Raw genomic sequence first — 13,066 nt, 5'->3', positions numbered from 1 at the left:
TTAGAAAAGACACCTAGTAGGTGTCTTTTCTTTGTGTCAATATTACTGGTTGTATTTGTGATATTAAACAATATTATAACATCTTACAATAGATATTTTCGTAGTTCATAGATATTTAGAAAGGTAGGGCATTACTAATGGAACAACCACATAAAGGGCGACATGCGTTTAGTTATGCCCTTCCAATTATGATTCCTATGGGGATTAGTTTTTTCTTTATCGGTCTTGGTTTTGGTCTTTATGCCACGAGCCAAGGTTTTCCCTGGTGGGTACCACCTGTATTAGGTATAGTAATATTTGCAGGTTCGATGGAATTTGTTACCATTGGTTTACTGATGGGGGGATTTGATCCTCTTACAGCGTTAATGCTCACTCTATTTGTTAATGGTCGACACATATTTTACGGTTTATCTATGTTGACGAAATATGTAAACATGGGTTGGAAATGGTTCCCTACCGTATTCTGGATGTGTGATGAGAGTTTTGCTATCAATGCAACTACAAAATTGCCAGATAATGTTGATGAAAAATGGTTTTACTTTCATATATCCTGGCTCAATGGACTGTTTTGGACTGTTAGTACCTTTGCTGGTGGTCTTTTTGGTAATCTATTATCAGATTTTGACTTGCGTGGTGTGGGATTTGTATTGCCAGGGTTGTTTATTGTTATTTTTATAGAAATGCTATTAAATGCAAAAAATAAGAAAATACGTATCTTTGGTATTTCTGGAATGGTTCTTGCTTTAGTGATGCTTATCTTGTTTGGTAAACAAGCATTTATGCTCATCTCTATGATATCTATGCTGGCTATGTGTTACGTGGCATATAAGTGGGGAGGTGTGAGAATTGACTGAGTTGCAAATGGTAATTACCGTTGCTATAGTCGCTTTAACCACGATTTTTACACGAATTATTTCGTTTCTCATATTTCCACCTGGTAAACAGGCACCGCCATTTATTCTATTTATTGGTAAGGCCTTACCGGCATCTGTTATGGGCATGCTGATGGTATATACATTTAAAGATACAGTGGTACTTTCCTATCCGTATGGCATTCCGGAAATAGTGGCCTTTTTGGTGACCGCTTTACTGCACCTTTGGAAGCGAAAGATGCTAATCTCAATTGCAGCAGGAACCATCACATATATGCTTATCGTACAAAATATTTAATATATCCCCAAAATCAAAGAGCGTTTTGAGAAAAGGAACAGCCTGATTGCTGGACTTGACGGAGGGGATATTCCATTTGTGTATGTTGGTAGAGATAAGAATGCGCGGATTCATACACTATAACTATTTTAGTTGTAAAATTCGCTCAAGCCCAGCAGCAGTATGATGATTTTCCAAAAATGCTCTTTGATCTAATAGCTCCATGAGATCCATATCCGTAATAGATAGTTTGAAATCGAATACGTCACAGTTGGATTTCATATGCTCCAAAGAATTTGATTTTGGCAATGGAATCATGCCGCGTTGGATGTGCCAGCGCAAGATGATTTGGTGCTTTGTTTTACCGTATTTTTCAGCTAAGCTTTTGATAATTGGGTGGTCGAATATAGGTTGGCGGTCACGTGTGAAAGGGGACCAAGCCATGCCAACGATTTGATGTTTTCTCATTATTTCCCACAGGGATTGACGTTGGTTGAATGGGTGACATTCGATTTGGTTGACTACAGGTCTTACGTTGGCATGATAGATAAGATCAATTAATCTATCTTCGTAGAAGTTTGATACCCCTAGTCCGCGCAGTATATTTTGATCATATAATTCCTCCATAGCGCGCCAAGAACCATAGTAATCACCAATTGGTTGGTGAATTAACATGATGTCAATATAATTGGTATCGAGTTTTTTTAGGGAATTCTCAACGGCACGCATCGTAGCATCATAACCGGCATCAGTATGCCAAATCTTGGTGGTAATGATGATATCTGAACGATTAATGCCAGATGCTTTGATTCCATTCCCTACGGCTTCTTCATTATCGTAGTAAGCTGCTGTATCAAATAGGCGATATCCTGCATTTAAAGCGTTTGTTACGGCTTGCTCGGTTTCATCGAGAGTTCCCGTTTTATATGTACCAAAGCCAATAGATGGCACAAAACTACCATTATTTAAAATTCTAAAATCCATACGTTCTTCCATGAAATCCCTCCGTGTGTTATTATATTGATATATCTAATATTTTGAATTTATATATGGTTCACAATATATGATATATTTATTATACTAGGCCGACATATACCGTTGTCTATAAATATTATAACAGATATACGATTATATCTGATGAAGTAGGGAATTAGCTTTCATACAATTCTTATCGGTTTTGTGATATACTAAGGTATTGATATAAATCAATACAATGAATAGAGATAAGGTGAAAGTATGAACAAATTACGACTTGGTGCTGTTTTGGCCATGTTGACAATTGTTGTGAGTGTGCTTGCTGGTTGCGGTACATCTACGGTATCTGTAGCTGATGTCGCTTATAAGGATATGCCATTACAGATTCATAATGAAGCGAATGTGACGGCCCTTAATAAGGCGACCATAACGCCGACCGTTTCTGGTGCTGCTACGTATACTGTGAAGGTAGGCGATAAGGTGACGCAAGGTCAAGTGGTGGCAACCATTGATACGTCTGCTTTACAGCAACAATTGATGTCTTTACAAGGTCAACTTAGTACAGCGCAAGCGTATACGCCGTCTGTTACAACTGCAACAACGGCTCCTACCATCAGTACTGCTCAGCTTGAAAGTGCGCGGCAGATGCGCGAAGCTGGTAACATTACAGAAAAAGAATACAATCGTATTCTTGAAAGATCTCGACCTCAAACGGTGACAACCACAACGGGTGGTGGTAGTGGTGCTAATGTAGCGGCCATTGAAGCACAAATTGCGCAGGTATCTACACAAATTGCAGCCGCTAATATTACGGCTCCTATTGCTGGGGTGGTCACTGCTATCTATAATGAGGATCGCCAAATGGCGATAGCAGATCGTCCGTTTATGTTGATTCAACAAGAAACACCGATGGTAGCTGCTTTGAGTATCCCTCGTGATGCGGCTATGAAGTTAGCTCGACCAGAGGCGAAATCAACAATAAATGTATTTTTACATGTAGGAGATACAGATATTCCTGGTGAATTAACCTATCTGGATACTAATCAACCCGAGAATGTGCCAAGTGTGCTAGTCAAGGCTACTTTCAATAATGAAAAGGGAACCATTAAAGCTGGTGAATTTTATAGCTTGACGATAGAATCTAGTGCGCAAGCGAAAATGCTCGTGGTACCTTCTACGGCAGTACGTGAAAATCAAGATGGTAAATATGTATACGTCTTGACCGCTAATAATACGGTGGATGTGCGTGTTGTTGAAGTGGGCGATGAACAGGATGGTTATGTATCTATAATGACAGGCCTAAACGAAGGTGAACAAGTTATTACAACTAAAGGGACCTTTGAATTAGGTGAGAAGGTAAAGGTTCAATAGAGTTCTATATATATTGAGTGTAGTTACATTATATCCAACCTAGGATTTGATAGGAGGAGATTATTATTTTAGAATTTAAGCGTTTTGAATTAAGAGATAAGCCCTTAATTGATAAATATTTTGAACAGCATCATTATGAAGCGTCGGATAATTGCTTTACCACATTATTTATGTGGCAAGAACCGTATGGTATTCGTTGGGCTGAGGAAAATGGCGTATTATACATCCAAGGTGGTGGCAAGCGTGCCCCATTCCTTTTGCCTCCATTTGCAGGTAAAGATGCAAAATTCCTCGACGGTTTGTTGCGTGCTAAAGAATGGTTTGTAGAAAACAAATTACCATTCCGCTTTAAAGGTGTTAGTAAGGTTGTAAAGGAACGCATGGAGGATTTATGTCCAGGCCGTTATGAGTTTACACCTGACCGCGACAACTACGAATATATTTATAAATCAGAAGATCTTATTAATTTGTCCGGTAAGAAGTTCCGACAAAAGAAAAATCATTTGAATCAATTCCGTATGCAATATTCTAACTATGAATATGTACCAATTACGGAAGATATTATACCTTTGTGCCGTGAAACAGCTGCATCTTGGGTTGAAACTCATCATGAAGAGGGCATCGAGGATGAATTGGTAGCCATCAATTTGCTCTTTGATAATTGGGATGCCTTAGGCCTAAAAGGTGGAGCTATTAAGTTGTTCGGTCGTGTAGAAGCTTTTAGTATTGGTGAAATGCTAAATGATAAAATTGCTTTGATTCATATTGAAAAGGCAAATCCAGATATTCGTGGTTTATATCAAGCAATTAATAACGAGTTCATCCGTCACGAATTTAGTGGTGTAGAATTCATCAACCGTGAAGAAGATATGGGCTTACCAGGTCTTCGCCAAGCGAAAGAATCCTATAATCCGGATCATTTCGCAGAAAAATATGATGCTGTATATGCTAATGAGGCAGATAATGCCACAGGCGGTAAATAATTAGTTTAATCTAATACGGATTGTGAGAGTGGTACTATATGGTGCCACTCTTTTCCGTTATAATAAAGGGTAGAGAGTATATATTTTTTTGTCAGTGCAATAGATATAGTTATTCAATACAATAGTTGCAGTTACTACTGTAATCATAGAAAGGAAGTAGTATGGATTTTAGAATTGCTACAGCGCAAGATACGCCACAAGTTGAGGCTTTATGGGCGTATTGCTTTGAACCAAAAGAAGATCCGTTCTTTCAATATTATTTTTCTAATTGTTATGAACCTGAAAATACAGTTGTAGGTATTCAAGAAGGGCAGTTGTTGTCCACCGTTCATTTGCGTCAATACAATATTAATGTGCGTGGTGCCGTATTGCCAACGAGCTATATGGTTGGCGTAGCTACGCATCCGGCTGCACGTCGAGGCGGCATTGGGGGCGCTTTGTTAACCTATTCTTTGGAGGAATTGCGCCGCCGTGGTCAAGGCATTACCATTTTAATGCCTTCTAAGGCTGGATTTTATCAGCAATATGGCTGGGATCTATATGCTCATCAATGGGTACAGACCATGCCTCTTGAGAATCTACGTCCTTTGACTGATAAGGCATTGTCCTTTGGTCTGCTAAATGATATTGAACAATGGACATTGCTCGATCCTGTTTATAAAGCCTACACTAAAAATTTGTGTGGCTATGCTGAACGCGGCGAAAAGGAATGGAAACGTCTCTTGGGTAGCTTCTTTGCAGAAGGTGTTAACATTGCGGTTGTAAAAAATGATACTAACGAGATTGAAGGCTATGCAGTATATCGTTTAGGTTCACCTGAAATACCTGTAACTGAATTTGTTTATACAACGCGTCGTGCTCAACGTGGATTGTTGAACTATTTTTACAATCATCGCTCTCAAGGTGAAAGCATTCGCTGGAATGAGGGGTTGCACGACACTGGCTATCGATTCGTTCCCGATGGAAAAACGGGGCATATCACGATGCCTTATATGATGGCGCGCATCGTTGATGTAGAAACCGCTCTGACTACTGTACCGGTTAATCCAGAAGCGGTTATGATGCCAATCACCTTAACAATTAAAATTACAGATTCGCTTTGTACCTGGAATGATGGTGTATTTGAACTCACCTTGGGTGAAAGCGTTATGCCTAAGGTCAAACGCGTTTCCGATGTAGCTAAAGAAGATATCGATCTTATTATTGATGTGGGCGGTTTGGCAGTTCTTTTAATGGGCGCTGTTTCCGCTAAAGACCTTGTTTTTGAGGGCAAATTAGACGGCGAATCTCATTGGATTGATTATTTAGATATGGTATATCCTAAACAAAATACGTATATCAACGAGTGGTGGTAATATGAGCTGGAAAACATATACAGTTAAAGAGGATGTAGATATAACCGTATCTGCTTATGTAAAAGAGCGATTTTCCTTATCTTCCCGTAATTTACAGATGATATTTCGCAAGAAACGCGTCAAAGTAAATAGCCGTATTGCTCATTCAAAACGAATGTTGAAAAAAGGTGATGTTATAACGATTGAGTTGCCACAAGATAAGGACTATGGTGTAGAGGTCGAAAACGGGCCTTTACATGTGCTCTATGAGGATTCCCATACTCTTGTAGTCTATAAGCCTCCGTTTATGCTCGTTCATCCTACAGGGCAAACGAGAAACCATACATTGAGTAATCTTGTGGCAGGTTATTACGCAAAACGTGGCGAAGTTCATAAAATTCGTCCTGTTCATCGCTTGGATCGTGATACTACGGGTGTGATTATGTTTGGTAAAACTCGTGAAGCCGAACAATATTATACGAATCAGCTGCAAGAAGGGTGTATCCATCGAATCTATCGTGGTCTCGTAGAAGGAGATATTAATTCTGATGGTGTAGTTAATGCGCCTATAGGTGTTGATCCTGTATTTGATAATCGTCGTTGTATTGATGATTTTGGCCAAGAAGCAATTACAGAATATCGCGTAATTGAGCATGATGATACAAAGTCTTTGTTAGAATTTAAATTATTAACAGGTCGTACACATCAAATTCGGGTTCATATGGCTCATATCCATCATCCTATCATCGGTGATGCTATGTATGGTACACGAAATAAACCATACACAAGACAAGCACTACATGCATATTCCTTAACCTTTGTACCGTATGGTCAAACAGAGGCGATTACAGTTGTGGCACCAGTTCCATCTGATCTAGGATTAGAAATACATACATAAAAAGCTGCCCTATGATATGTTCCTCCTTTACTAGTTGTCCAGTAAAGGAGGGGCATATAATTAGGGCAGCTTTTAATTTTGCAACGAAAAAAGGACTCCGAATGGAGTCCTTTTTCATGTAAGGGGAGTGTTAGTATTAACATCAAATGACCTATGTATTTAAACAAGTAGTAGGTTTGGGGTTAGTATTACTTGTCGGGAGATAAATACATGTAAGTAATCAGGGAATATTTACTTATGGTTATCATTTGATAGCGTAATTATAAGCATGGAAAATGAAGTAAAAATGAATATCTATAAAATATTTTATGAAATTTAGATGAATTGTAAATTTCGTTTATTAAATATTGATAAATAGCGTACTTCTTGATATGATAATAGAGGAGAAAAGTATCTTCTCTTTATTTTTTTTAAAAATATTTAAAAAAATCGATGTTTATTATAGAACTTTAATTATATGGGTTGAGAGAAAGGGGGCCATTATGAAGTTGCTTATAGCGTTGATGGTCTGTTTTTGTCTCATGACGTTTTCACATACAGCTCAAGCAACAGATTGGTATTATGTAAGCCCTGATGACAAAGGGAATCAGTTATTTATAGATAATGACAGTGTTCAAAAAAGTGATTATGATGCAGTTCTTTGGTTGAAGGTTAATGAACCAGGTGGCGATGAACTTCGTTATAAGGTGTATATTAGTCGATATAATCGGACCATGGAAATTCTAGAGGTTGATGCGTATATGCCAAATGGTACACAATATGATAATGTTGATTATGATAAAGATCCTGAACCAATTGAAGGTAATACAAATGGGCAAGCAATTTATAACTTGCTATGGAATTAAAGGTATATGTTGAATAAGAAAAATCCCTAGCTAGACAGCAACTAGCTAGGGATTTTTTATGTGTAAACATGTCGTAAACACACGAGGTGCTACAGTTTTCGTAAGTAGTGGAATTTGGAGAAAATCCACTGCGTATTTGTATAACCGTTGGCTTATAGTTGAACGGCTGTACGAGTTAATTCCAAATCATCAATCATTTGTAAATCGTCTTGAGGGGATCTACCACCTGTTGTTAAGTAACCGCCTACCATAATACCATTAAGACCACCTTTGAGTGCGTAGGATTGTAAATCACGAAGATTTACTTCACGACCACCAGCGGTGCGAATCAATGCTTTTGGTAAAATAAAGCGGAATACTGCAAAGGTACGTAAGATTTCCATAGGTTTTAAGGCCTTGTTATCTTCAAATGGAGTACCCTTAATCGGATTTAATATATTTAATGGTATGGAATCAATGTTGAGTCTCTTTAATTCAAAGGCCATTTCTACGCGTTGCTCCAATGTTTCATTGAGACCTAAAATGCCACCAGAGCAAACACGGATGCCTGCTTTTTTAGCATTGTCGATAGTAAACATCTTGTCCTCATAGGAGTGAGTAGTGCAGATGTCAGGAAAATGACTTGGTGCCGTTTCAATATTGGAATGGTACCTTGTGACGCCTACTTCTTTTAATTGAAGCGCTTGTTCATAGGTTAACAAACCTAAGGAACAACAAATTTCTAAGCCTACTTCTTCGCGAATTTGTTTTAATACGCGTAAGATTTGGTTAAACTCATTTGGATTAGATGTATTGCGACCACTTGTAACGATAGAGAATCGAATAGCGCCCGCCTCTTTTGCCTTTTTGGCCGCTTCTAATAATGAATCATCATCCATGAATGGATATTCTTGAACACCTGTATTGTGATGTGCCGATTGAGCACAGAACTTACAGTTCTCAGGGCATTTACCAGAACGAGCATTTACAATAGCGCAAATATCGACGGAATTATCGTTAAAATGTTGTTTTATTTTATCTGCCATTGCTAAGAGAATCATGGTGTCTTCGTCGGGTGTGTGAATCAGTTCAACTGCTTCTTCTTTTGTGATTTCTCCACCATTTAGAATTCGATCGGTAATGGATAAGATTTTATGATAGGAACCCACATGGGTTTGTTGCTCTGTTGGAAGTGCCATTATAGCCTCCTTAGTATTGTAAACTTATAAAACGCAAATTTATTTACAATGTAATTGTATTATTCTTCACCGCATATTGTCAACTACATAAATAACTCAGTTTACAATCCTGTTCTTATACATATTATATAGAATTATAATTATATAGTATAATTAGATGTTAGTATTTTATCTGTTACGAAAGGAGACAATATGCAGCCTTTTCGTTTTATACATTGTGGGGACCTTCATTTAGGGGCTCCTTTTCAATACGCTAGGGGCATGAGTCGTTCTGTGGACCGTGCCGTAGCTGAAGCAACATATGACGCTTTCAACAATATCATTGAATTAGCCGTTAGGGAACGGGTTAATGCTGTTGTGATAAGTGGTGATATATATAATAGTGAAGACCATAATTTAGAGGCGCAGGTGCGTTTTGTACGTGCTATGTATCAATTGTGGGAGGCCCATATTCCCGTATATATGGTGCAAGGTAATCATGATCCTGCTGAAAGCTGGCGCGCTGGCTTGGCTATGCCTGATAATGTTCATGTATTCTCAGACACTCAAGTACAACGCTTTCCTCTTATGGTTAACAATATTGAAGTGGGGGGCGTATACGGCATTAGTTGTGGTCATGGTAACGAACAGACTAATTTTGCATCTCAATACAAAGCCTTTGAACGAGATGAGTTTTCCCTCGCAGTTATGCATGGTACCGTTGGTGCTAGTTTAGGCAGTGAAGACCATAACATAACAGGGCCATGTAATTTATCGGATATCATGCAAGGTGCCATGGACTATTGGGCATTAGGTCATATCCACAAAGCGCAGGTGCTTTCAGAAGACCCTATGGTAGTCTATGCAGGCAATCCACAGGGCCTGCATCGTAAGGAGTCTGGACCTAAGGGATGTTATATGGTACGCGTAGCGCATAATGGACATTGTGAATTAGAATTTATTGAAACTAGTGAAATTCGTTTTGAAGAAATTAAGCTGGATATTGCTGGTATACGAACTGAATCTGAGTTGTTGGAATTATTGAGCAATAAGAAACAATCCTTACGTAAGCGGCATAACAAGAATACTCTCGTATCTGTGAATCTAATTGGTACGGGACCAATGTATCGTTTATGTGCAGATGAAGCGGTTCGAAAATTATGGCTTCGAGAAACACAAGCTGAAGAAAAGAGTAAATCTACCTTTATCATGCCATATCGCATGACCAATAAGACTCGCCCTGCTGTTAATCTGGCAGAGCGACGCCTATTATCTGATATGGTAGGTGATTATCTACGTGCCTATGATGATACGGTGACGGATGTTGATGCAGTGCGTCAAATTTTAGTAAATCGTCCAGAATCTAAACGTCTTGGCGGCTATTTAGATTTGTTATCTGACGATGTATTGAAGCGCGTCATGGAACGCAGTGAAATGGAAGGGGTTACGGTATTAATGGGGGCTAATGATGAACATTAAACAGATTCGACTCGACTCATTTGGACCGTATGAAAACTGGATGTTTCAATCAGGCCCTAATGGGGTGCAGCTTGTATATGGTGCCAATGAAAGTGGTAAAACATCATTGTTGGAGGGGATGCGAGCTCTTTTATTTGGTGGAAAGCATAAGAAGTATGGCTATGTGAATGGTTCTCTTGAATTAGATAAAGATGGAATTTCATATCATTTAGGTCGTCAGAATAAAAATTTAGATTTTTATTCCCCTGGTGGGCCGAACTTAAAGGACGAACCTAATCAACTATGGTGGCATGGTCTTGATAAAAAAACATATAATCGCATATTTGGTTTAACCTTAGATGATTTACAAGGTGTAGATGTACTCAATGAAGTAGATGTGCGGGCACGTTTCTTTGGGGCTGAAGGAGGCGAGCAACTAGGTAATGTTGTTAAAACCATTGAAATGAGTGCTAATGATTTACTTGTTGCATCTGCATCAGGTAAGCGTCGTATCAATGTATTGATAGAGCAATTACAAGAGAATAAGGCTCGTCTATCTGCTCTTAGTGTGCATGAAGAACAATATGTAGAGCTTCAACAAGCATTGCGTGCTTCGGAGGATACGGAGGCAGAGATTCAAAATCAGATTAAGGAATGGCAGGATTACCGTGAAGGTGTTGAAATGGTGCTGCGTGCTTGGGATACATACCGACGTAGTGAAGAGGCACGTCAGCATATGCAAAGGTTTACGCCACCTGAAACTTTGAATCGAGATGCGTTCTTAGGTATTGATGAAGGTCTTCGTGAAGCTCGTCAGAGCATGCAAATGTGGCTAGATAAGGAAGAGGCTTTAAAACCGGAAAACTTTGATCCTAATAGTCCGTTTACTATGTATGGTCAAGATATAGAGGACTTGATTCAGCAAGGTGCTCAATGGGAACAATTGCGTCGAGAATGTGAAGAAGGCGATGCCTATATTGCTAAGGTTAAGGAACAGCTCGACTTTTCTAGAGGCTTACAATCAGCTTGGCGCAAGGATGAATCCGTTCCGACAGATGTAAATTGGTTTGAAGGAGAACGCTTATCTAAACGCTTACGTACCGCAAAAGACCAACTACTCTATTGGCAAGGTCAAGATCCAGCTTTACAAGTAGAAGCAAAGTCTAGTGAGTCTGAGGCGGTGGTTAAGGATTCTTCTGTAGAGAGTGACAAAACAGGAGTCGTTAATAATTGGGCGCATCAAGAATTAGAAGCGGTAATTGCAGATATAGCTGATTTAGAGGCTCAAATCGGGGAGAAAGGCTCTACACGTAAGGTAGCCTTACCTGTTTGGTTACAGCGTATAGGTGGCATTGGGGCCGTAGTGGGTGTGTTGTTGTCTTTGGCAGGACTTATCGCGTTAGAATCTGCATTATATAGTGTAGGTGGTATTGTCTTATTAATACTGGGGCTAGGATTATTCTGGTATGGATGGCGTCTTCGTCATATAGATAATGCAGATTTATCGCGATGGATGCGAGAATTGGACCGTTTGCAACAACGTAAAGCTTATTTAGAGATGCAATTAGATATACCTTTGCCAAAGGAATCATCAAATGTGCCAAATTTGGAAACAGCTGCTATAGAGCAACGCTATAATGAGGAAGGTAAGCAATTACAGGCCAACTATGATAAGGCGTTAGCAGAGTGGCAGGCCTGGATTCCAGAGGGGGCCGCAAAGAGTCTTAATGAAGATGATTTCTTTAGCATGAAGCATGAGTATGATCAATATTATGAGCAATTACGTACCATTGAAGGTTACGAAAAGCGATTAGAGGAACACAAGGAATCATTACGTGTTATTGAAGATCAAGCGGTTACTTTATGGTATAACCTTGGCATTGAAGCACCTGTATCACCAACAGAGCTAAAACGCATTTACAATCAATACAAAAACTTTCAGCAACAAATGATTCGATGGGAGCAAAAAGAATCACAGCGTAAAAGCTATCGAATGGAGTATGATAATTGGCACCGAAAGGAAAAAGAACTTTTGTTAGAGCAAAAAGCTTTGCTTGAAAAGAGTGGTTTGTCCGGTGCTAATGAATATCGCCAGAAACTCATCGATGAAGACCAATATAAGCAATGGGCAACGATTTACAAACAAAGCCAAGTTCAGCTTGAGTTGTTAACTCCGGAAGGAGAAAATAAGGATTTGTTCTATCGCCGCTTGCGTGAGGGTAATAAGGATAATTGGAATGATGAATTGGTACATGCAGATCAAGAGTTAGGTGCTCGTAAAGATGCAATGGCGAATTTGTATGAAAAACGAGGCCAAATTGTGGAGGCTATGCGTGCTCTTGGGTCAGATCAAGAACAGCGTGAAGCTATACAGCAACGGAAAGAACTAGAATCTGAATTGGAATCGGCTCTAGAAGATTGGGCCACACAAGTTGTCATTGGACACTGTATGGAACGGGCACAACAGTCCTATGAGGAAGAATCGCAACCGAAAATGTTAGAGTTGGCCTCCCAATATATTAACCGATTAACAAACGGCACTTATACATTAGATATGTGGGGATTACAAGATGGTTTAGCCCTATTGAATGAGCGTGGAGACCGCTTGCCGATTAGCCACTGGTCCAGTGGCTTGGCAGACCAAGTGTATTTAGCCTTGCGCTTAGCACTAGCAAAAGTGTTTTCCTACCAAGTGGATGCATTGCCTATTATTTTGGATGATATTCTCGTTCGTTTTGATGAAGATCGTCAAAAGAGTGCACTTGAATTATTGGCTGAGCTTGGACAACAGCAACAAATTTGGTTATTTACTTGCCAACAACAAGTGTATTATATGGGACAAGCTATATTTGGTATAGATACTCATATATTGCAACGTGCATAAATTCCTATTGCG

Annotated in this window: 11 protein-coding genes; 9 read left to right on the top strand and 2 right to left on the bottom strand. The window is 39.2% G+C overall.

Translation table 11 applies throughout. The features are described from left to right. Positions 1 to 137 precede the first annotated feature (137 nt). Positions 138 to 854, top strand: coding sequence for an AzlC family ABC transporter permease (locus tag VEI_RS08205; protein WP_059364161.1), 717 nt, complete (start codon positions 138 to 140; stop codon positions 852 to 854). Then, positions 847 to 1,170 carry a branched-chain amino acid transporter permease gene (locus VEI_RS08200; RefSeq protein WP_059364159.1) on the top strand — a complete coding sequence of 108 codons (324 nt, stop codon included), beginning with the start codon at positions 847 to 849 and terminating at the stop codon, positions 1,168 to 1,170. The genes VEI_RS08205 and VEI_RS08200 overlap by 8 nt, the downstream gene beginning before the upstream one ends. 123 nt (positions 1,171 to 1,293) lie before the next feature. On the opposite strand, the gene VEI_RS08195 is transcribed toward VEI_RS08200, so the two are convergent. Then, positions 1,294 to 2,145 carry an aldo/keto reductase gene (locus tag VEI_RS08195; protein ID WP_059364157.1) on the bottom strand — a complete coding sequence of 284 codons (852 nt, stop codon included), beginning with the start codon at positions 2,143 to 2,145 and terminating at the stop codon, positions 1,294 to 1,296. 240 nt (positions 2,146 to 2,385) lie between these two features. On the opposite strand from VEI_RS08195, the gene VEI_RS08190 reads away from it, so the two are divergent. The 5 genes from VEI_RS08190 (at position 2,386) to VEI_RS08170 (ending at position 7,555) form a co-directional block, all read left to right on the top strand. After that, entirely contained in the window at positions 2,386 to 3,495 is a 1,110-nt protein-coding gene (locus tag VEI_RS08190; RefSeq protein ID WP_059364155.1) for an efflux RND transporter periplasmic adaptor subunit, read from the top strand. A 65-nt stretch (positions 3,496 to 3,560) separates the two neighbouring features. Beyond that, positions 3,561 to 4,478, top strand: coding sequence for a DUF2156 domain-containing protein (locus tag VEI_RS08185; protein ID WP_059364153.1), 918 nt, complete (start codon positions 3,561 to 3,563; stop codon positions 4,476 to 4,478). Positions 4,479 to 4,639: 161 nt separating this feature from the next. After that, positions 4,640 to 5,833 (top strand): GNAT family N-acetyltransferase, encoded by a 1,194-nt coding sequence (locus VEI_RS08180; RefSeq protein ID WP_059364151.1) that lies wholly within the window; start codon positions 4,640 to 4,642, stop codon positions 5,831 to 5,833. A 1-nt stretch (position 5,834) separates the two neighbouring features. Continuing rightward, the gene (locus VEI_RS08175; protein WP_059364150.1) at positions 5,835 to 6,710 is read left to right on the top strand and encodes an RluA family pseudouridine synthase; all 876 of its coding nucleotides are present in this window, start codon (positions 5,835 to 5,837) and stop codon (positions 6,708 to 6,710) included. 482 nt (positions 6,711 to 7,192) lie between these two features. Beyond that, the gene (locus VEI_RS08170; protein WP_059364148.1) at positions 7,193 to 7,555 is read left to right on the top strand and encodes a hypothetical protein; all 363 of its coding nucleotides are present in this window, start codon (positions 7,193 to 7,195) and stop codon (positions 7,553 to 7,555) included. Between the two features lie 152 nt (positions 7,556 to 7,707). Here VEI_RS08170 and bioB read toward each other — a convergent pair whose 3' ends face one another. Then, positions 7,708 to 8,733: a biotin synthase BioB gene (gene bioB, locus VEI_RS08165; protein WP_059364147.1), complete on the bottom strand. Its 1,026-nt coding sequence runs from the start codon at positions 8,731 to 8,733 to the stop codon at positions 7,708 to 7,710. Between the two features lie 192 nt (positions 8,734 to 8,925). Between bioB and VEI_RS08160 the strand changes: the two genes are divergently transcribed. Both VEI_RS08160 and VEI_RS08155 read left to right on the top strand, forming a co-directional pair. After that, positions 8,926 to 10,191 (top strand): metallophosphoesterase family protein, encoded by a 1,266-nt coding sequence (locus VEI_RS08160; RefSeq protein WP_059364146.1) that lies wholly within the window; start codon positions 8,926 to 8,928, stop codon positions 10,189 to 10,191. Beyond that, complete coding sequence (locus VEI_RS08155; protein ID WP_059364145.1) at positions 10,181 to 13,054, top strand: ATP-binding protein; 2,874 nt, start codon at positions 10,181 to 10,183, stop codon at positions 13,052 to 13,054. Before VEI_RS08160 ends, VEI_RS08155 begins: the two co-directional genes overlap by 11 nt. Positions 13,055 to 13,066: the final 12 nt, after the last annotated feature.

It is taken from the genome of Veillonella tobetsuensis (assembly GCF_001078375.1).
Classification (GTDB): domain Bacteria; phylum Bacillota; class Negativicutes; order Veillonellales; family Veillonellaceae; genus Veillonella; species Veillonella tobetsuensis.
This window is presented reverse-complemented; position numbering and strand designations above follow the sequence as displayed.